The sequence below is a fragment of the Croceicoccus sp. YJ47 genome (assembly GCF_016745095.1).
Lineage (GTDB): Bacteria > Pseudomonadota > Alphaproteobacteria > Sphingomonadales > Sphingomonadaceae > Croceicoccus.
The window spans coordinates 1,934,873-1,954,293 of the sequence record NZ_CP067087.1; the positions used below are offsets into that span (position 1 = coordinate 1,934,873).

16 protein-coding genes and 3 pseudogenes are annotated in these 19,421 nt (G+C 67.5%); 11 read left to right on the forward strand and 8 right to left on the reverse strand.

What is annotated here, in order from left to right:
* Positions 1–234 precede the first annotated feature (234 nt).
* A complete protein-coding gene (locus JD971_RS09430; RefSeq protein WP_202082899.1) occupies positions 235–2,634 on the reverse strand; it encodes an LPS-assembly protein LptD in 2,400 nt (799 codons plus the stop codon).
* A gap of 123 nt (positions 2,635–2,757) precedes the next feature.
* Between JD971_RS09430 and JD971_RS09435 the strand changes: the two genes are divergently transcribed.
* The 3 genes from JD971_RS09435 to ndk all read left to right on the forward strand — a co-directional run bounded on the left by JD971_RS09435 (position 2,758) and on the right by ndk (position 5,193).
* Positions 2,758–4,218, forward strand: a complete 1,461-nt coding sequence (locus tag JD971_RS09435; protein WP_202082901.1) for a leucyl aminopeptidase — start codon at positions 2,758–2,760, stop codon at positions 4,216–4,218.
* A gap of 20 nt (positions 4,219–4,238) precedes the next feature.
* Complete coding sequence (locus tag JD971_RS09440; RefSeq protein WP_202082903.1) at positions 4,239–4,667, forward strand: DNA polymerase III subunit chi; 429 nt, start codon at positions 4,239–4,241, stop codon at positions 4,665–4,667.
* Positions 4,668–4,770: 103 nt separating this feature from the next.
* Positions 4,771–5,193 carry a nucleoside-diphosphate kinase gene (gene ndk, locus JD971_RS09445; protein WP_202082905.1) on the forward strand — a complete coding sequence of 141 codons (423 nt, stop codon included), beginning with the start codon at positions 4,771–4,773 and terminating at the stop codon, positions 5,191–5,193.
* Between the two features lie 60 nt (positions 5,194–5,253).
* Here the strand turns inward: ndk and JD971_RS09450 are convergent, their stop codons facing one another.
* Both JD971_RS09450 and purN read right to left on the reverse strand, forming a co-directional pair.
* Positions 5,254–6,480, reverse strand: coding sequence for a sulfotransferase (locus JD971_RS09450; protein ID WP_202082906.1), 1,227 nt, complete (start codon positions 6,478–6,480; stop codon positions 5,254–5,256).
* Between the two features lie 14 nt (positions 6,481–6,494).
* Positions 6,495–7,085, reverse strand: a pseudogene (gene purN, locus JD971_RS09455) (phosphoribosylglycinamide formyltransferase); the annotation flags it as partial.
* A gap of 173 nt (positions 7,086–7,258) precedes the next feature.
* Here purN and JD971_RS09460 point away from each other — a divergent pair.
* Positions 7,259–8,332 (forward strand): AI-2E family transporter, encoded by a 1,074-nt coding sequence (locus JD971_RS09460; RefSeq protein ID WP_202082908.1) that lies wholly within the window; start codon positions 7,259–7,261, stop codon positions 8,330–8,332.
* Between the two features lie 7 nt (positions 8,333–8,339).
* Here JD971_RS09460 and purM read toward each other — a convergent pair whose 3' ends face one another.
* Complete coding sequence (purM, locus tag JD971_RS09465) at positions 8,340–9,482, reverse strand: phosphoribosylformylglycinamidine cyclo-ligase (RefSeq protein WP_202082909.1); 1,143 nt, start codon at positions 9,480–9,482, stop codon at positions 8,340–8,342.
* Between the two features lie 62 nt (positions 9,483–9,544).
* Between purM and JD971_RS09470 the strand changes: the two genes are divergently transcribed.
* The 6 genes and pseudogenes from JD971_RS09470 to JD971_RS09495 all read left to right on the forward strand — a co-directional run.
* Positions 9,545–10,885 carry a heavy-metal-associated domain-containing protein gene (locus tag JD971_RS09470; RefSeq protein WP_236672029.1) on the forward strand — a complete coding sequence of 447 codons (1,341 nt, stop codon included), beginning with the start codon at positions 9,545–9,547 and terminating at the stop codon, positions 10,883–10,885.
* Positions 10,886–10,893: 8 nt separating this feature from the next.
* Positions 10,894–11,508, forward strand: a complete 615-nt coding sequence (locus JD971_RS09475; protein ID WP_236672030.1) for an ATPase — start codon at positions 10,894–10,896, stop codon at positions 11,506–11,508.
* Between the two features lie 43 nt (positions 11,509–11,551).
* On the forward strand, positions 11,552–12,262 hold the full coding sequence (gene epsC / locus JD971_RS09480; protein WP_202082912.1) for a serine O-acetyltransferase EpsC: 711 nt from the start codon (positions 11,552–11,554) through the stop codon (positions 12,260–12,262).
* A gap of 34 nt (positions 12,263–12,296) precedes the next feature.
* The gene (locus tag JD971_RS09485) at positions 12,297–12,632 is read left to right on the forward strand and encodes a DUF2794 domain-containing protein (RefSeq protein WP_202082914.1); all 336 of its coding nucleotides are present in this window, start codon (positions 12,297–12,299) and stop codon (positions 12,630–12,632) included.
* Between the two features lie 97 nt (positions 12,633–12,729).
* Positions 12,730–13,089 carry a hypothetical protein gene (locus tag JD971_RS09490; RefSeq protein WP_202082916.1) on the forward strand — a complete coding sequence of 120 codons (360 nt, stop codon included), beginning with the start codon at positions 12,730–12,732 and terminating at the stop codon, positions 13,087–13,089.
* A gap of 15 nt (positions 13,090–13,104) precedes the next feature.
* Positions 13,105–14,142 (forward strand): annotated as a pseudogene (locus JD971_RS09495) (OprO/OprP family phosphate-selective porin); the annotation flags it as partial.
* Positions 14,143–14,148: 6 nt separating this feature from the next.
* Here JD971_RS09495 and JD971_RS09500 read toward each other — a convergent pair.
* From JD971_RS09500 to JD971_RS09515, 4 genes and pseudogenes are all read right to left on the reverse strand, one after another.
* Complete coding sequence (locus JD971_RS09500) at positions 14,149–14,844, reverse strand: HAD-IA family hydrolase (RefSeq protein ID WP_202082920.1); 696 nt, start codon at positions 14,842–14,844, stop codon at positions 14,149–14,151.
* Positions 14,845–15,005: 161 nt separating this feature from the next.
* On the reverse strand, positions 15,006–15,689 hold the full coding sequence (locus JD971_RS09505) for a carbonic anhydrase (protein WP_202082922.1): 684 nt from the start codon (positions 15,687–15,689) through the stop codon (positions 15,006–15,008).
* A 118-nt stretch (positions 15,690–15,807) separates the two neighbouring features.
* Positions 15,808–17,136, reverse strand: coding sequence for an ATP-binding protein (locus JD971_RS09510; protein WP_202082924.1), 1,329 nt, complete (start codon positions 17,134–17,136; stop codon positions 15,808–15,810).
* Positions 17,136–17,846: pseudogene (locus JD971_RS09515) on the reverse strand (response regulator transcription factor). The gene JD971_RS09510 and the pseudogene JD971_RS09515 overlap by 1 nt, the downstream one beginning before the upstream one ends.
* A 211-nt stretch (positions 17,847–18,057) precedes the next feature.
* On the opposite strand from JD971_RS09515, the gene glmU reads away from it, so the two are divergent.
* Positions 18,058–19,419: a bifunctional UDP-N-acetylglucosamine diphosphorylase/glucosamine-1-phosphate N-acetyltransferase GlmU gene (glmU, locus tag JD971_RS09520; RefSeq protein WP_202082926.1), complete on the forward strand. Its 1,362-nt coding sequence runs from the start codon at positions 18,058–18,060 to the stop codon at positions 19,417–19,419.
* Positions 19,420–19,421 lie beyond the last annotated feature (2 nt).

The following is a 19,421-nucleotide window of genomic DNA, read 5'->3' on the forward strand; positions in this document are numbered from 1 at the left end:
GATGCCCATCGGTCCCGTTTTTTTCGGCAAGGAAGAACTGTTGCTCATCATGTCCATTCTGTCGTTTCGCCGCCCCATGGGCCGGCCCCTATCTGCCGTCATTTGCCGCGCCGGCGGTGAACGGCGCATGAGTGAACCGCCCCTTCCGCCGGGCGATAGCCGCTTTCACCCGGGGTGAACAGGCCCGCGGCGTATATCGCCCGTCATCGCGCGTTCCTCATCGCGCGTTGACGCTCACAGGCCGAAATTGCGCAGCGCGAAATCGAACAGGAACGTGCTGCCGCGCTGTACGTCGCCCGATTCGAAATTGTCGTAGCGCCACGTGACCGCGAATTGCAGGCACTCATCGTCATAGGCAACGCCGAGCCGCGTGCGCAACGCCTCGAACCCGTCGGAGGCGAATTGCGGATTGATCGCCTGATCGGTGAGGTTGATGACGGTCGATCCGAACACCGACCAGTAGCTCGCGAAGGCATAGCGCCCGGCGAGGCGCAATTCCTCGCGGTCCTGCAAATCCTCCAGCACGGCGGGGATGTTGCGATCGAGCTTGAGATAGCCGATTTCCGCATAGGTTTCGCGCGTCCCGACGGTGAGATCCCATTCGTTGCGGCGAAAGGCGAGATTGTCCTTGTCGATGCGAAAGCGATAGGCCGCCTTCACGAAATCGCGGAACCGCAATTCGGCGCGCCCGACCACGTCCGAGGTGCGATTGACCAGCCCCGTGCCGTCGGGGAGCAGCGTATCGTCGCGCGTGATGCGATAGCTTTGCCCGATGGTCGCCAGCGCGCGCCAGTCCGGCCGGGTCCAGCGCCAGTCCAGCCCGTAGGTGAAGCGCGTCCCGTCCTCCACCCGGTCATAGCCGGGAAAGCGGTTGAGCGCGAAGAGATTGGAATCCTCAAGGTCGATCGCGCGCGGATCCTCGTTCGGAATGACGCTGTTGCGAAATTGCGGCGCCGCGACGAGCTGCACCCGCGGGGTCAGCACCTGCTGCCCGCCGAACAGCCCGCCGGTGAGCGGCCATTTCACGTCCACCGCACCGAGCGCGATCCCGCGCCCGTGCCAGCCCGGATCGCCGCGATATTGGAGGATCGTGCTGCGGTCGTTCTCATCCGAATGATAGACATCGCCGCGCAGCAAGGCCGTCGCCGTCACCTGCTGTCCCCAGGGGGTGACCGCGTGCCGGCTCCACGTCGCGCCGGCAAAGGCGCGCTGCGTATCCTGCCCGTCGGTGCGGACGAGCGCGAGCGAGTTCGCCTGCAGCATGATCCGCCCGCCCAGCAGCGGATCGTCCACCCGGCGGCGATAATCGATGAGCGGGAGCGCGAAGGGGACCTGCCCCTGATCGTCACCGAAGCGCAGCGTCTGCGCCCCCCAGCCGGTGAATTCGAAAAAGCTGTCGTCGTCGATCCGGCGCAGCGACACGGTCGAGCGGAGCCGGTCGTCCCGGCTGATGTCATAGCGGCGCAGGAACGTGCGGTCGGTCGTGACGCGCACCGAACCCGTGACCGAGAGGTTCTCGTTCAGGTTATAGCGCCCGTTCCCGTCGAGATAGCCGCGAAATGATTCCTGTTCCGTGCGGGTAGGGTTGTTGCCGACCGGCACGCGCGAACTGCTCGTCGCGTATCCGGTGACCTGATACGCGCCCTTTTCGGTCAGGGCGCGATAGCGGGCCGACACCATCGGCAACACGTCGGAATAGACGTTCGCACCCAGCGTCAGCTCCCGATTGGGAGCGATCCGCATGTAATAGGCGGCGGAAACCTGCACCCCGTTCGATTGGGTGAAGCGCAGATTCGGGCTGGTGATGCCGGACACCGCGCGGTCCGCCGCCAGGATGGACAGTGTCGGCAGCGGGAGCGCCACCGTGTCGAACAGGACGAGCCGCGCCCCGTCGAAATCGATCTTCTGCGTGGCGGGATCGTAATGCACCTGCCGCGCGGTGATGCGCCAGCTTGGCCGTTTGGGGCATCCGTCGCCCGTCTCGATCGCGCAGGCGGTGTAATTCGTGGACTCGAGCGTGATGCTGCCATCGTCGGCGCGGGTGCCCGAACGCGCGGCCAGCCGCCCCCCTTCGCCCAGCACGATGAGCAGGTTTTCAAGCGCACCCGCCCGCAATTCCTCGGTCAGGGCGATGCGGTCGGTGTAAAGGACATTGCCGCCATCGTCGACCGACCGCACATTGCCGACAGCGACGATCGCGCCGTTCGCCCGGTTCCATTCCACCGTATCGGCGCGCACTTCTTGGCGACCCCGGCGGAGCAGGACATTGCCGCTGGCGGTGACGATTTGCTGATCGGTATCGTATTGCAATTCGTCGGCGGCGAAACCCACCGTGCCGTCGGCCGGTTCGTCCAGCTCGAACGTGGGGACGTACCAGCGGTCGTCGCCGGGCGCGGCGCCATCGGGGCGATTCTCGTCGATTTCCGGCTGGTTGTCCGGGTCGCCTTCGTCCCAGAATTGCGGTGCATCGGGGCCGGTCGCCTGCGCCCATGCCGGCGCCGCGCATACGATCATCGCGCCCAGCGACGCCGCGGCCAGCCAGTGGCGCGCGCAAAGGGATGCCCGAACCGGCGATCGGTCCGGGGCGGCAGTGCGGTCAAACGGTGTCGTCACAGGGTCGGCGCGGGGCGGCATGGCTTGCCTATCGCACCGACGATCCTTAACTGCAATCCACGATCACGCGGCCCCTGCGCATATGCAAACGGCATGGGCGCCGGGCCGCGACCAGAACAGAACATAAAGCCCGCAGGAGCTGCCATGAAAACCCGTTTCGAAAGCGCCATCCCCAATGATGCGCGCACCGTCGCCTATATCGTCGATACCGATACCCTGCCGGGCGACCTGCCCGCATCGCTCAAGGACGGCGCCGGCATCAGCCGCTTTACCGGCAAGGCGGGGCAGGTCTTCGAAGGGTTCGGCGAGGCGGGTGGCAAGACCCGCCGCACCGTGCTGGCCGGCGCGGGCAAGCCCGATGCGAAGGACCGTCAGGCGGCCCTCGAAAAGGCGGGCGCGGCACTGGTCGCGAAATATCTGACCTCCGGTGAGAGCATGCTGGCCATCGATTTCGGCACCGGCTCGCTGGGTGCGCAGGATGCGGCGGCGGTGCTGACCGGCGCACGGCTGCGCGCGTTCCGCTGGGACAAATATCGCACGAAGATGAAGGACGAGCAGAAGGTTTCGCTCACCGAGATCGTCGCCGTCAACGCGCCCGACGGGACCGAGGCGGCATGGAACGACGATGCCGCCGCCGTCGCCGCCGGTGTCGAATTCACGCGCGAGCTGGTCACCGAACCTGCGAACATCATCTATCCCGAAAGCTTCGTCGAACGGTGCCGCGAACGGTTCGCGGGCACAGGCGTCGAGATCACCGTGCTCACCGATGAAGACATGAAGCGGATGGGCATGGGCGCCATCCTCGGCGTGGGGCAGGGTTCGGCCCGCCCGCCGCGCATCATCGCCATGCACTGGAAGGGTGGCGGCGACGAGGCGCCCATCGCGTTCGTCGGCAAGGGCGTAACCTTCGATTCGGGCGGTATTTCGATCAAGCCCGGCGCCGGCATGGAAGACATGAAGTGGGACATGGGCGGCGCCGGCGCGGTCGCGGGCGCGATGCTGGCCGTGGCGGGGCGCAAGGCGAAGGCCAATGTCGTCGGCATCTGCGGCCTTGCCGAGAACATGCCCGACGGCAATGCGCAGCGGCCGAGCGACGTCGTCACCACGATGAGTGGGCAGACGGTCGAGGTCATCAATACCGACGCCGAAGGGCGCCTCGTGCTCTCCGATTCGCTGACCTGGACGCAGCAGACGTTCAAACCTTCGCGTATCGTCGATCTCGCCACGCTGACCGGGGCGATCATCATCACGCTGGGCAATGAACACGCCGGGTTGTTCAGCAATGACGACACGCTGGCGGGCGAGCTGACCGCGGCGGGGCAGGCCGTGGGCGACAAGATCTGGCGCCTGCCGGTGAACGATGCGTATGACAGGCTGATCGATTCGCCGATCGCCGACATCCGCAATGTCGGCCCGCGCGGCGCCGGGTCGATCACCGCGGCGCAATTCCTGCAACGCTTTATCGAAAACGACACCCCCTGGGCGCATATCGACATCGCCGGCATGGTGTGGGCGGACAAGGCCGGCGCGACCTGGGACAAGGGCGCGACCGGGTTCGCCGTGCGGCTGATCGACCGGTTCGTGCGCGACACGGCGGAAGGCTGAACGACCGGAAGGGGCGGGACATGCGCGTCGATTTCTACCATCTGACCCGCGATCCCGCCCCGCAGGCCATCGCCGAAATCGCGCCCAAGGCGCTTGCCCGCGATCTGCGCATGCTGATCGTGAGCGGCCATGCGGATCAGCGCGACGCAGTGTCGCAGGCGCTTTGGAATGCGCCCGGCTTTCTCGCCCATGGGGAGGCGGGCGGCGCGGCCGATGCGCGGCAACCGCTGCTCCTTTCCGACAGGGTCGATGCGGCCAATGGCGCGCAGGTCGTCGGGTTCGCCGATGGGCAATGGCGGGAGACCGACGGGTTCGAGCGCGCGATGCTGTTCTTCGACGAAAGCGCGATCGACGCGGCGCGCGACACCTGGCGTTCGCTCAAATCCCGCGAAGGGGTCGAGCGGCATTACTGGAAACAGGAGGAGGGCGGCTGGCGCGAAATGGGGTGAGGCCCGTTTTGCCCTGCGCACTTGCCCGTGGCGCCGCTCCCCGCTAGGGGCGCGCGCAACCCATTCGCGTAATTTCATTTCGATTCTGCAAAAGGATATACCCATGGCTGCCACGCGCACCTTTTCGATCATCAAGCCCGACGCCACCCGCCGCAACCTGACCGGCGCCGTCACGAAAATGCTGGAGGATGCCGGCCTGCGCGTCGTCGCGTCGAAGCGCATCCAGATGACCAAGGAACAGGCCGAGGGCTTCTATGCCGTGCACAAGGAACGCCCGTTCTATGGCGAGCTGGTCGATTTCATGATCAGCGGCCCGGTCGTGGTCCAGGTGCTCGAAGGCGAGGATGCGGTGAAGCGCAACCGTGACGTCATGGGCGCGACCAACCCCGCCGACGCGGACGAAGGTACGATCCGCAAGGCCTATGCCGAATCGATCGAAGCCAATTCGGTCCACGGTTCGGACAGCGAAGAAAACGCCAAGACCGAGATCGCCTTCTTCTTCGACGAGAACGAAATCGTCGGCTGATCGCCCGCGCGGTTTCGACGATTGAAAGGCCGCTCCGTCACCGGGGCGGCCTTTTTCGGTTCAGCGCGCCGTGCCCGCGCGCGGAAGGCCGAAATCCGCCGGGTCGTAGCGGTGCCGCCGGTGCGGCGAATGGCGTGCGCGTTTCATGCGGGCGGCCATCGCGGCCTCGGCCCGTGCCGACAGAGACAGTCCCAGCCCATCGTAACACCGCCCGATCGCCGCGCGCCAGTCGGCATTGAACTCGGCAAAGGACAGGCGCACCAGCGGGCCGTCCCAATGCTGCAACGCCGCCTCCATCCGCGCCTCGCGCAGCGCGACCTTGCGCGTCCATTCCGCGCCGATCCACGCCGGGTCGACATGGTCCGACTGCACGATCATCTGGTTCGCGACGAGGGAGGCCGCGCTTGCCGTGACGTCGCGGCGGGCGCGGTCAATCGTGACGATGCGGGCGTCGGGAAATGTCGCCATGACGGCGGCGAGGTCTTCGCTGAATTGAGGGACCTTCAACACCCGCGGGCGATCCGCATTGCCGCGATGCGCCGCATCACTGGCGAGGATGCGGGCGAATTCGCGGTAGCACGGGGCGGGGTCGCGCGCCTCGCTCCATGCCGAAAAGGACGGGATGCGCCATTGCGCCTCGAGCGCGGGGTGCAGCAATGCGGTGGTGAGCCAGCCCAGCTCCTCGTCCACCCGTGCCGCGCCGAAGGGGTGCAGCGAATCGATCCACGGGTCGAGCCGCCGCGCGATCCAGAGCATGACCCCGCCCATCAGCGGACGCAGATCGGGCGTCTGCGGCACCGGCGACCAGCTGTCGCAGAACCGGGTCGCCGACAGGGCTGGATCGGCGGCGAGCAGGCGGTGCAGGCGCGTCGTGCCGGACCGCATCTGCCCCACCACGATGATCGGCGGCGCCATCGGGGTGCGCGCCATCTCCGGTCGGTCGCGCCACAGCCTTCCCAGCGCGAGATGCTGCCGCATGATCCGCACGATCTGCCCATGCGCCATCGCCCGGCCCAGCGGATTGAGCCGGGCCTCCTCCTCCAGCGCGGCGGTCAGGCGGCGTACCCGTTCGGCAAAATCGGCGACGTCGGCGGCGCTGCGCCCGAAATTCTCGCAATCGGTCGGAAACCCGCGCCGCGCCTTTGCCCATAGCGCGTCCGGGTCGAGCGTGGGATAGGGCAGCCAGCCGCGCCGCCACGCCGCCGCCAGCGCATCGCTCGCCCGGTCGGCCAACCGTCCGCGCGCGAGCGGATCGCGTGGTGGGTGCGCATCGCGCATGTCGCTCATCGCCCGGCCCGCGCGCGATCCGCCTGCACCAACGCGGCGAGACAGCGCGCGTAGAGCTGATGCTCCGCGATGAGTACGCGCGCGGCCAGCGACCCCGCATCGTCACCCGGCAAGATCGCGACCCGCGTCTGGCCCAGCACCGGCCCGTCGTCGAGCTCCGGCGTCACCAGGTGGACGGAGCACCCGCCATGCGAATCGCCCGCGGCAATCGCGCGGGCATGGGTGTCGAGCCCCTTGTACGCCGGCAGGAGCGAGGGATGGATGTTCACCATGCGCCCGGCCCATCCGGCCACGAAATCCGCGCTCAATATCCGCATATATCCGGCGAGCGCGACATAATCGCACCCCGCACCGCGCAGCCGTTCGTCCATGGCCGCATCGTGGTCGGCGCGCGTCATGCCGCCATGCGGGATGGCGAAGGTGTCGATCCCCTCGCCCGCGGCGAGCGCGAGTCCCGGCGCCTCGGCACGGTTCGACCCGACGACCGCGATCTCGAACGGGCAATCCGCAGCGCGCGAGGCATAGAGCAGCGCCGCCATATTGGTGCCGCTGCCCGAAATGAGCACGCCGATGCGCGCTCGCCCCCCGTTTGTGACGGTTGTCATTGCGGGGGGAGGGCGGGCATGGGATAGGAGGACGGGCGCATGCGAAGCGGCCGCGCGGCAGAGCGAGGGATCATCATCATCAGACGCCCACACCTATGCGCAGCGGCGCCGCGCGGCAATATGCTGCATGCCCGCGCCGCCACGCCCGTGCGCAAGCCAGAGGCCGCATACCGATGATCCGCACGCCATTCGCCCCCCGGCCCGAGGACATGCCCTTCCTGCGTAAGATCGCGTGGCTCGTGGTCATCAGCGCGGCGCTGCTCATCGTGTGGCGCGCGGCGAGCCTGCTCATCCTCGTGTTCGGGTCGGTGCTGGGCGCGGTGGTGTTCCATGCCGCCGCCCGGCTGTTCCGGCGTATCGGCATCCGGGGGGAGGGCGCCTCGCTCATCCTCGGCATCCTGCTGGTGCTGTCGGTGGTGGGGCTGATTATCTGGCTGTTCGCCTCGCAATTCGGGTATCAGATCCGCAATCTCGGCACGGAACTGCCCGCTGCCCTCGCCGAACTTGCCGACAATGTCGACGATACGCCCCTCGGCCTGACGGCGGTGGCGGCGGTGCGCGATGCGATCGACGGCGCCGCGTTTCGCGAATTGCTCGGCAGCCTGAGCTTTGGCGTCGTGGAGATCTTCCTCAATTCCATCATCGTGCTGGTGGGGGCATTGTTCTTTGCCGCGAGCCCCGATGTGTACAAGCGCGGGCTGGTGGTGATGACGCCCCCCGCCGCGCGCGAAAAGGTCGGCATCGTGATCGAGGAGATCGCGCTTGCGCTCCGGCTGTGGCTCGTCGCGCAATTGCTGTGCATGGCGTCGATGGGGCTGCTGGTGGCTGGCGGGCTGTGGCTGATCGGGGTCGAGGGGTGGGCGATGCTCGGCCTGCTCGCCGGATTGTCCGAATTCGTGCCCTATGTGGGACCGCTGGCCGCGATGGTGCCTACGCTCGCGCTCGCCGCGCCCGAAGGGGGGCAGATGATCGGCCTCGTCTTCGTCGTCTATTTCGCCGTGCGGATGATACAGACGAACCTCATCACCCCCTTCGTCACGCGCTCGGTCGTGTCGATCCCGCCGGCGCTGACCCTGTTCGTGATCCTCGGCGTGGGGGCGGTGTTCGGGATTTACGGGCTGTTCTTTTCCGCCGCGATGCTGGTCGTGGCGTTTGTCGGGATACGCGAGATCTACCTGCGCGATACGCTCGGCGAGGAAGGGATCGAGGCGATTCCGCAGGAGGTCGACGAGGACGAGCCGCAATAGCAGCGGCTCATGCCTCGTGGACGGCGCTCCACGGTTCCCGCGCGGCCCAGTGCGTGCCCGACACGGTGCAGCCGCGCTGACCCTCGACGATCTCGCCGATGCGGTGCACGGTTTCGCCCGCCGCCTTCAGATCGGCGGTGAGGCTTTCCACCTCGTCCGGCGCCACCGACAGCACCATGCCGATGCCGCAGTTGAAGGTGCGCGCCATCTCCTCGGGTTCGATATTGCCCTGCGCCTGCAGGAACGCCATCAACCGCGTCTGCGGCCAGCTGTCGGCGTCGATGCGCGCGTGCAACCCTTCGGGCAGGACGCGCGGCACGTTTTCGAGCAGGCCTCCGCCCGTGATATGCGCCAGCGCATGGATGCGTGCCGCGCGCACGGGACCAAGCAGGCTCTTCACATAAATCCGCGTCGGCGCGATGAGCGCGTCGATGAGCAGGACATCCTGATCGAAGAGGGCCGGACGGTCGAGCTTCCACCCCTTGTCGGCGGCGAGCCGGCGGACCAGCGAATAGCCGTTGGAATGCACGCCCGACGAGGCAAGGCCGAGCAGCACGTCGCCCGCCGCGACCCGGTCCCCGGTCAGCTGTTCGCCGCGTTCCACCGCACCGACGCAGAACCCCGCAAGATCGTAATCGCCCGGCCCGTACATGCCCGGCATTTCCGCCGTTTCCCCGCCGATCAGCGCGCAGCCGGCCTGTTTGCACCCCTCGGCGATGCCGGCGACGACTCGCACCGCGACGTCGTTTTCCAGCTTTCCGGTCGCGAAATAATCGAGGAAGAACAGCGGCTCGGCCCCCTGCACGATCAGATCGTTGACGCACATGGCGACGAGATCGATGCCGATATGGTCGTGCCGGTCATGGTCGATGGCGAGCTTTACCTTCGTGCCCACGCCGTCGTTTGCCGCGACGAGCAGGGGATCGGAATATCCCGCCGCCTTCGGGTCGAAGAACCCGCCGAACCCGCCCAGCTCCGATGTGGCGCCGGGCCGCGCCGTCGATTTCGCGAGCGGGCCGATCGCCTTTACCAGCGCATTGCCCGCGGCGATGGAAACGCCGGCCTTGGCATAGCTGTAGGATTCGTTCGTGCCGTCCGCGCCATCGGGGCGGGCGGCATCGGGGCGGGCGGCGTTGCGTTCGTCGGTCATGTTTGCGCCGGTAATGCTTTCGCGCTTGGATTTCCACGCATCATTGGGCAAAGAGGCGCGAAATGTTGTCCTTTCCCGCCCCCACCCCCGCATTTTCCGGTCTTGGCACGCGTGCGTTGCGTGGCTGGCGGCTCTTGCTCGTCATGGCGGGCGTGGTCCTGCTCGCCCTGATCGGGTGGCGCGCCATCGCGCAGGTCGAAGGCGACCGCGGCATTCCGCCCATCGCCAGCACCGGCGATTTCGAGATCGGCGGGATCACCGTCAACACCATGGGGAAAAACGCGACCGACGCGCGGCAGAACGGCTGGCGCGAGGCGCAGCGCAAGGCGTGGGGCGTGCTCTACGCCCGCTCCAACGGCGGGGCCGAAGCGCCCGAACTTCCCGATTCGCGAATCGCGTCGATGGTGTCCGCCGTCGTGGTGGAGGAAGAACGCATCGGCCCGCGCCGCTATGTCGCGCGGCTCGGCGTGATCTTCGACCGGGCGCGGGCGGGTGAGATCCTCGGGTCGGTCGGCGGGGCGCAGGCGCGTTCGGCGCCGATGCTGGTCGTGCCGGTCACATTCTCAGGCGGCGTGGCGTCCCTGTACGAAACGCGCACGCCATGGCAGCGGGCATGGGCCGAATTCCGCACCGCGCAAAGCCCCATCGATTATGTCCGGCCGAGTGGATCGGGCTACGAATCGCTTATTCTCAATGCGGGGCAGATGGTCCGGCGCAGCCGTAGCTGGTGGCGGGTCGTGCTCGACGAATTCGGGGCGAGCAGCGTCGTGTTCCCGGTCGCGCGGCTCGAACGGCAATATCCCGGCGGCCCGGTGAAGGGCACGTTCACCGCGCGCTTCGGGCCGGAAAACGATTATCTCGGCAGCTTCACCATGACGGCGGAAAGCGAAGAGGCGTTGCCGGTCATGCTGGCGCGCGCGGCGCAGCGGCTCGACCGGATCTATGCCAATGCGCTGGCGGCCGGGCGGCTCGGCGTCGACGATACGCTCGACATGCAGGAGCAGGCCCTCGATCCCGCCGTGCTCGAGGCGCTCGCCCGCGACCTGCGCCAGGCCGCCGCACCCTCCGCACCGTCGCCGTCGCAGGCACCGCAGCCCGCACCGTCCGCCGGATCTTCCGCTGGCGAGGGCACGAGCAGCCCGCAGCCTGCGCCCAGCACGCCGGCGATCGCGAATTACACCGTGCAGGTCGCCACGCCCGACCCCGCCGCATTCGACGGCGCCCTCTCCGCCATCCGCAGCGTTCCGGGCGTGCAATCCGCCACGGTCGGATCGACGGCGATCGGCGGGACGTCAGTCGTGCGGGTCGGCTATGCCGGCGATCTGTCCGATCTCGCCGCGTCGCTTTCGGCGCGGGGATGGCGCGTGACGCAAGGGTCGGGTGCGCTCTCGATCAGCCGGTAGGCACGCGCTTGGCCCGTCAGATTCCCCTCCCGCTGGCCGCCGGCGACGGTGAGCAGCGCATCGTCGTCGGCAATGCGAACGAGCCCGTTCTGCGCGCGTGTCAGGATGCGGCGAACTGGCCGTTTCGCACCGCATTGCTGTCCGGGCCGCGGCGGTCGGGGCGGTCGCTGATCGCGCGGTGGTTCATGGAATCGGGGCAGGGGCACGCCATCGACGATGCCGAGGACGCGGACGAGGCGGAGATATTCCACGCCTGGAACCGGGCGCAGACGGGCAATGTCCCGTTGCTGATCATCGGGCGCCCGGTGCCCGACGTGTGGTCGGTGCGCCTGCCCGATCTGCGCAGCAGGCTTTCCCCGGCGCTCAATCTCGCCATCGGGGAGCCGGACGATGCGATGCTGGCCGCGCTGATCGAGGCGCATGCCCGGCAAAGGGGGCTTGTCCTCGGCGAAGGGGCCACCACCTATCTGGTTCCGCGCTGCACCCGCAGCTTTGCGGGTGTCGAGGAACTGGTCGCGCGGATCGATCGTATCAGCCTCGAACGCAAGAGTTCCGCCACGCTGGCCATCTGGCGGGAGGCATTGTCCCGTCCGCGCGGGCCGGTGCAGGACGGGCCGAAATAGCCCCGCGCTTGCCAGCCTGCGCGGCAAATGAGAGAATGGGCCGATGTTCGAACGCCTGATTGCCTATCTGGACTCCATTCGCGCCCGCGACCCTGCGCCCCGTTCGCGCTGGGAAATCCTGCTGTATCCCGGCGTGCTGGCGGTGGGGCTCTACCGCGTGTCGCACTGGCTTTTCGATGGCGGGCTGTTTTTCGCGGCGCGCTTCGTCAACCATCTCGCCCGGTTCTTCACCGGGATCGACATTCACCCCGGTGCGACGATCGGGCGCAATCTGTTCATCGACCACGGGTTCAGCGTGATTGGCGAAACCGCGGAGATCGGCGACGATGTCACGATCTACCAATGCGTCACGCTGGGCGGGACGAACCCCACCAACGGAAAGGCGGGCAAGCGGCATCCCACCCTGCTCGACGGGGTGATCGTTGGGTCCGGCGCACAGATCATCGGGCCGGTGACGGTCGGCCGCCGCGCCCGGATCGGCGCCGCGGCGGTGGTGACCGACGACGTGCCCGAAGGGGCGACCATGGTCGGCATCAAGGCCCGCTCCACGGTGGTCCCTGTCGAAACGTGGCAGCGCGAATTCGTCCCCTACGGCACCCCGTGCAAGGATCCGTGCGAGCCGATCAACCCCCGGATCGAGGATCTTGAGGAACAGATCGCCGCGCTTCGTGCCGAGCTGTCCGCGATGCGCCGCGCCGGTGCCGAGACGCAGGACGCCGAGCCAAGACGGACCGACGAGGCAGGCCACGGATGAATCGCGAGCGCATGCGAATCGAAGGCTGCGGCGCATGAGCAATATCGTCCCCCTTCCATTGGGCAAGGCCGGCCAGGTCGGGTTCGAACGGATCGAATTGTCGCGCATCATGGATCTTTACGGACGCATGGTCGCGGCGGGCGAATGGCGCGATTACGCGATGGATTTCGACAAGGACGCGGCCAGCTTCTCCGCCTTTCGCCGGGCCGCCGAACGGCCGCAGATGCGCGTGGAAAAGCGCCCGTCGCTGCGCGGTCGGCAGGGCATGTGGACGCTTTTCGGGGAGGCGGGACAGGTGCTGAAACGCGGGCACGAATTGCCCGGCGTGCTGGCCGTGATAGAGCGCAGATTGCTCAAGATCGTCGAGTGATCGTGGCGGTTGGTACAAAATCTGTCGGATGAATGTCAGATTTCTGTAACAAAAACGTCATAGCGGCGATGCTCTCGACTATCGAAGGCCTCTCGCTATGCATAAACGACCGCTCATTGCCCTGCTCGCTACCGCCACTGCGCTGACCGCGCCGCCTGTGTGCGCGCAGGACAGCGAAGTGGACATCCTGCGCAGCGAGATCGAGGCGATGCGCGCCGAGATGCAGGCGATGAACGCCCGCATGGATGCGCTGCAATCCCGCCTCGCCGAGGCGCAGGCCGACGACGATCGCGGCGAAACGCAGCTCGCCGCCGAGGCGCCGGTCGATACGCCGCCGGGTGTCGCGCCGACCGTGCCGGTCGCGCCCGCCGCCCGCGACACTGCCGTGGCGGTCGCATGGAAGGGCGGCCCGCAGATCAGCGGCGAGGGCGGGTGGAGCTTCAAGCCGCGCGGCTAGCTCAATTACGATGTCGGCTATGTCTCCGCGCCCGACGGGGTGGAGGATGACGGCACCGGCTTTACCAGCGAGGCGCGCCGGGTGCGGCTCGGCATGCAGGGCGAGGTGCCGGGCGGCTTCGGCTACAAGGTGGAGGTCGATTTCGCCGGCGATCAGGTGTTCCTGACCGATGCGTTGATCGGATACGAAACCGGCGACCTCGAAATCATCGCGGGACAGCACAATCCGTGGCAGGGGCTGGAGGAGCTGACCTCCAGCCTGCACACCAGCTTCATCGAGCGCGCCGCCTTTACCGATGCGTTCTTCTTCATCCGGCGCGTGGGGTTGAGCGGGCAATATTCCCGCGGCGACGTCCTGCTTCAGGGGGGTGTGTTCACCGACAACAGCGCCGCGCTCAACGACGATGGCAATAATTCGCACGGGGTCGACCTTCGCGCGGTGTACATGCCGCGCATCGGCGACACGCAATGGCATGTCGGCGGCTCGTTCCATCACCGCGATCTGGGCGACAGCATCCCCGCCGTCACCTACCGCCAGCGCCCGTTCGAGCATCCCAGCGACACCCGTTTCATCAGCACGGGGTCGATCTCCGCCGATTCGGAAACGGGCATGGGCCTCGAAGGTGCGGCGGTTTTCGGGCGGCTCCACGTCATGGGCGAAACCTTCTGGCAGCACGTATCGCGGCCGGGCCTTGCCGATCCGACGTTCTTTGGCGGGGCGGTCGAAGTCGGCTATTTCCTCACCCCCGACCGGCGCGGATACAAGGGCGGCGTGTTCGAGCGCGTGGTCCCGACCGACGGGCTGGAGAAAGGCGGGATCGGCGCGTGGCAGGTCAATGCGCGCTACGACCGGCTCGACCTTACCGATGCGGGGGTGCGCGGGGGCACGCAGGATGGCTACATGCTGTCGCTCATCTGGACGCCGACGGCCTTTACCCGCCTGCTCGCCAATTATGCGCGGCTGGAATATACCGGATCGGTGCTGCCCGATGCGCAGGGCAACCGTGATTACGGCGTGGACGTCATCGCCATGCGCGCGCAGATCGATTTCTGAGCCGGATCAAAGCCGGGCGAGCGTCGGCACCAGCGCGTCGTAATGGTCGATGACGGCATCGGCGTTCAGCTCCGCGACCGGCCCGTCGCGATAGCCGAAGCTGACCGCGACGCAGGGCTGTTCCGCGGCGCGGGCCGCACCGGTGTCATACACCGAATCGCCCACAAAGGCCGCCGGCCCGCCGCCGCATAGCTCCACCAGATGATGCAGCATGTCGGGCTTCGGCTTGGCCCGGTCGGTGCCGAGCGTATCGCCGCCGACGATGGCGTCGAACCTGTCGGCGAGGCCGATCTGGTGCAGCAGGTCGCGCGCCAGCGATTCCAGCTTGTTCGTCGCCACGCCGAGCCGGATGCCCCGCCGCGCCAGATCGTCGAGCGCGGGTTCCAGCCCGTCGAACATGCGCGTATCGACGCAGATATTGTGCCGGTAATGGTCGAGCAACCGATCGTAGAGCGGGTTCAGGACCGCCGGATCGACCTGTGCGTCCGGCGTGCCGGTCGCCGTTTCGGACAGCGCGCGGGCGAGCAGTTTCTTCGCCCCGCCGCCGACCATGCCGCGAATGTCCGCAAGCGGCAGCGGCGCGACACCGGCGTGATCGAGCGCATGGTTCAACGCGGCCGCAATATCGGGCACGGTGTCGAGCAGGGTTCCGTCGAGATCGAAACCGACGACGGAAAAACGGATGGTGTCGGCATTGGTCATGGGCACCGACATGCCCGTTTGCCCGCACGATGCAAGCCTCGTGAATGACATTCGCCCCGCCCTGCCGTTGGCGGCGGGACGGGGCGAGCGGTGCGCCAATAAGAAGGGGGCCGGCGCACCGAGGGAAAGAACTTTTCGCGCCTCGTCAGCCGAAATGCGGCCTATTCGGCGGGCTCCGCGATGGCGGGGCGGCGGGCGGGCAGGGCCACGGGAAGATCCTCGTCGGCGCGCAGCGGGCGGAATTCGCCCGTCCGGCCGTCGAGGCCGAGGACCTGGCCCTCGTGAATGTCGACGAACCACCCATGCAGCGTCATCTCGCCGCGCGCGATGGCGGTGGCGACGGTGGGGTGGGTGCGAAGATTGGTAAGCTGCGCCTCCACATTGGCGAGGCTGACCTCGCGCACGCGGTCATCGCCCGACAGTTCGGGATTGCAGCCATCGACGATATGACGGGCCGCCGATGCGTGCTTCAACCATGCCGCAACGCTGGGCATCGGGTCGAGATCGGCGGGATCCCCGGCGAGCGCGGTCATCGCGCCGCAACCCGAATGGCCGCACACGATGATGTCCGTCACGCCCAGTGCCGCGACCGCATATTCGATGGTGGAGGACACGCCGCCGTTCTGCGTCACATAAGGCGGCACGATATTGCCCGCATTCCGGCACACGAACAGGTCGCCGGGGTCGGCCTCCATGATCTGTTCCGGCACGATCCGCGAATCGGCGCAGGAGATGATCATCGCCTGCGGGCTCTGCCCGTCGGTGGTCAGCTTGTTGAACAGCTCGCTGCGATTGGGGAAATTGGTCTTCTCGAAATTGAAGACCCGTCCGATCAGTTCGTTCATGATGGCACGCTTTCGCTTGATGGCTGTTATGGCTTGCCACCGGATATAGCGAGGCGCGTCCGACGATGTTTGGCGCGCCTGTAACAAATTGTTGCGAAGGCCGGCCTGCCGCCCGCGATCAGCGCGCCGGTTTCGGCTCGTGCGTGCGGCGCGGCAGGACGATCTTGGCGAGCAGGCCGCCCTCGTGCCGGTTGCGGATGACGAGCCGCGCACCTTCGGCCGCGACGATGTCGCTCACGATGGCGAGGCCGAGGCCCAGCCCCGCCGTGTCGCGGGACCGCGCATTGTCGAGCCGGGTGAACGGCTTCATCGCCTCGGCCAGTCGCTCCGTGTCGATGCCGGGGCCGTCATCCTCCACTGAAATGGTGTATTCCATCGCGGTGATGCGGATGGTGACCATCGCATTGCCGCCGTAATGCAGCGCGTTTTCGAGGAGGTTGGAAATCGCGCGCCGCATCGGCACCGGGCGGGCCATGATCTCCAGATGGCCCGGCCCCATGTAGCGCGCATTGCGCCCGGTATCGAGCGCGTCATCGACCAGTGTTTCGACCATGGCGGCGATGTCGATGCGTTCGCGCGACACGCGGGTATCGGTCCCGCTCGCATAATCCTGAAGCGAGGCGAGCAGGCCGTTCATCTCGTCCACGTCGGCCAGCATGGAGCGGCGCGCGGCATAGGGAATGTCGGCATCCTCCACCCGCATGCGCAGGCGGGACAGCGGCGTGCGCAGATCGTGGCCGATGGCCGCCATGGTCGTGGCGTTGCGGCGGATGGAGCGGTGCACGCGGTCCTGCATCACGTTGAAGGCGTTGATGAGCGTGCGGATCTCCGCCGGCCCGCTCTCGTCGAGGGGCCGCGGTTCTCCGGCCCCGACGCGCGTGCTCGCCTCCACCAGCCGGCGCAGCGGGCGCAGCGCCGCCCGCATCAGCACCGCGGCGAGCAGCACCAGCAGGCCGATCGGCAACAACAAGGTCACCATCCGCTCGATATTCAATGACCGGGCGAGCCGGGTGTAGGTGCGGAACGACACCTGCGTCCCGTCGTCCAGCAGCATGGACCCGGCAAGATCGCCCGATTGCGCGACGCCGGGCAGTTGCAGGCGCAGGTTCGTCCCCGCAAGCTCCGGTTCGAGGTTCACGACCTGATCGCGCAGCGCGTCGAGCTCGAAACTGCGCGCCGCCCGTTGCCGCGACACGCTCCAGTCGATGCGGAACCGTTCGGTGCTCAGCTCCCGTGCGATGGCGGGGCGATCGGCGGGCGCGTTGCGTTCGAGCACGCGATGCGCGATCACGAGATGCTCGGCCATGCGCGCGGCGTCCTCCTCGCGCAGGGAGAAATTGTTCGCCCGTTCGAACAGGAACGCATTGGCCAGCGAATCGAGCGCCAGCACCAGCAGGAAAATCGCCAGCAACCGTCCCAGCAGGCCGAACGACGGCAAGCCGCGCATCAGCCGCGCGTCACGCCTTCGGAAAACAGATAGCCGACGCCGCGCACGGTGACGATCGGCGCATCCTTGTCCCCGCGCGACAATTTGCGGCGCAGGCGGCTGACGAGCACGTCCACGCTGCGGTCCGAACTGTTGCCGAGCCGGCTGCGCGACAGTTCGATCAGCCGTTCGCGGCCGATGACGCGCTGCGGTTCGTGGAGAAACACGCTGAGCAGGTCGAATTCCGCCGAGGTCAGGTCGACGATGGCGCCGCTGGGCGAGCGCAGTTCGCGCCGCGCGAAGGACAGCGTCCAGCCGTCGAAATGGGCCTCGTTGACGCGCTCCTCGGTGCCGCGATCCTCGCCCGAATGGCGGCGCAGCACGGCGCCGATGCGCGCGATCAACTCGCGCGTGCCGAACGGTTTGGGCAGGTAATCGTCGGCGCCCAGTTCGAGGCCGATGACCCTGTCGGGCTCGCTCACCCGCGCGCTGATGAAGATGACGGGCACGTCGCTGTCGCGGCGCAGGCGGCGCAGCAATTCGATGCCGCTCGTCCCCGGAAGCATGATGTCGAGCACGATGAGATCGGCCTACGCATTGTCGAGCGCGACCCACATTTCCGCCCCGGTTTCGGCGGCGCGCACGTGATAGCCGTGCTGCTGCAACGCGCGCATGGTCAGCACGCGCAGGGAGGGATCGTCCTCGACCAGAAGGATGGAGGGGGCGGTCATGGCGGCGGGGCGGCTTTCCGTTCTTCGATGAATGCGCGACGCTATACGCGGATGGCGCGGCAATCAATGGCGCGCGGTGGGCCTTGCCGGGACGGTGTGCGTGGCCCGACGCCGGCGGGGGGCGGGCCGGGGGCGGCCCGGGCGCGGATTGTGCGCGGATAGCGGGCCGATGCCTATGGAAACGATGCGCAAATGCTGGCAAGGCGTCGCCATGAGCGAACTGGCCACGATCGTCCTTGCCGCGGGCAAGGGAACCCGCATGAAAAGCAATCGGCACAAGGTGCTGCACCCGATCGCGGGACGGCCTATGCTGCTCCACCTGATGGATGCGGCGGCCTCGCTTGCGGCGCGGCGCACCGTCGTGGTCGTGGGCGAATATCGCGAACAATTGCACGATGCCCTGGGCGAAAGCGTGGATTATGCGGTGCAGGAGCCGCAACTCGGCACCGGGCACGCCGTCGCGCAGGCGAAGGAGGCGCTGCGCGGGTTCACCGGCGACGTGCTCATCCTCTATGGCGACGTGCCGCTGGTGCGGGCCGACACGATGCGGGCGATGCGCGAACGGTTGCACGGCCCCGATACGCCCGCGGTCGTGGTGCTCGGCTTTCGTCCGGCGCAGACGCGCGCCTATGGCCGGATCATCGCGGCGGACGACGGGCGGATCGAAAAGATGGTCGAACATCGCGATGCGAGCGAGGAGGAACGCGCCTGCACGCTGTGCAATTCGGGCGTGATGGCGGTGCGCGGCGATGAGCTGTTCGCCCTGCTCGACCGGGTGGGCAACGACAATTCGCAAGGGGAATATTACCTCACCGACATCGTCAATCTCGCCAACGGGGATGGGCGCACCTGTGCCGTGGTCGAAACCGACCGGCCGGGCGAGGTCGCTGGCGTCAACAGCCGCGCCGAACTCGCCAGCGCGGAGGCGCAGTGGCAAGCCTTTCGCCGCGAGGAGGCGATGGAGCAGGGCACGACGATGCCCGCGCCCGAAACCGTGTTCTTCAGCTGGGACACGAAGCTTGGCCGCGACGTCACGATCGAGCCGAACGTGGTGTTCGGCCCCGGCGTCGTGCTCCACGACAATGTGACCGTCCGCGCGTTCAGCCATCTGGAAGGCGCGGTCCTGCACGAGGGCGCGGTGGCCGTACCCTATGCCCGGCTCCGCCCCGGCACGGTCATGGAAGAAGGCGCGAAGGTCGGCAATTTCGTCGAGATGAAAGCGGCCGTTCTGGGCAAGGGGGCGAAGGCCAGCCACCTCACCTATCTCGGCGATGCGGAGGTGGGCGAGGGCGCCAATATCGGCGCGGGCACCATCACGTGCAACTATGACGGCTATTTCAAGCATCGCACCACCATCGGGCCGCGCGCCTTCATCGGGTCGAACAGCGCGCTCATCGCGCCGCTTTCCATCGGGGCCGACGCGATCGTCGGCGCAGGGAGTGCGGTCAGCCGCGACGTCGGCGATGGCGAATTGCGCATGGTGCGCGGCGAACAGCTGGTAAAGCCGGGCTGGGCCGACCGATTCCATGACGCGATGAAGAAAAAGAAGAAAGCCCAGGCGAAGGACGGATAGGC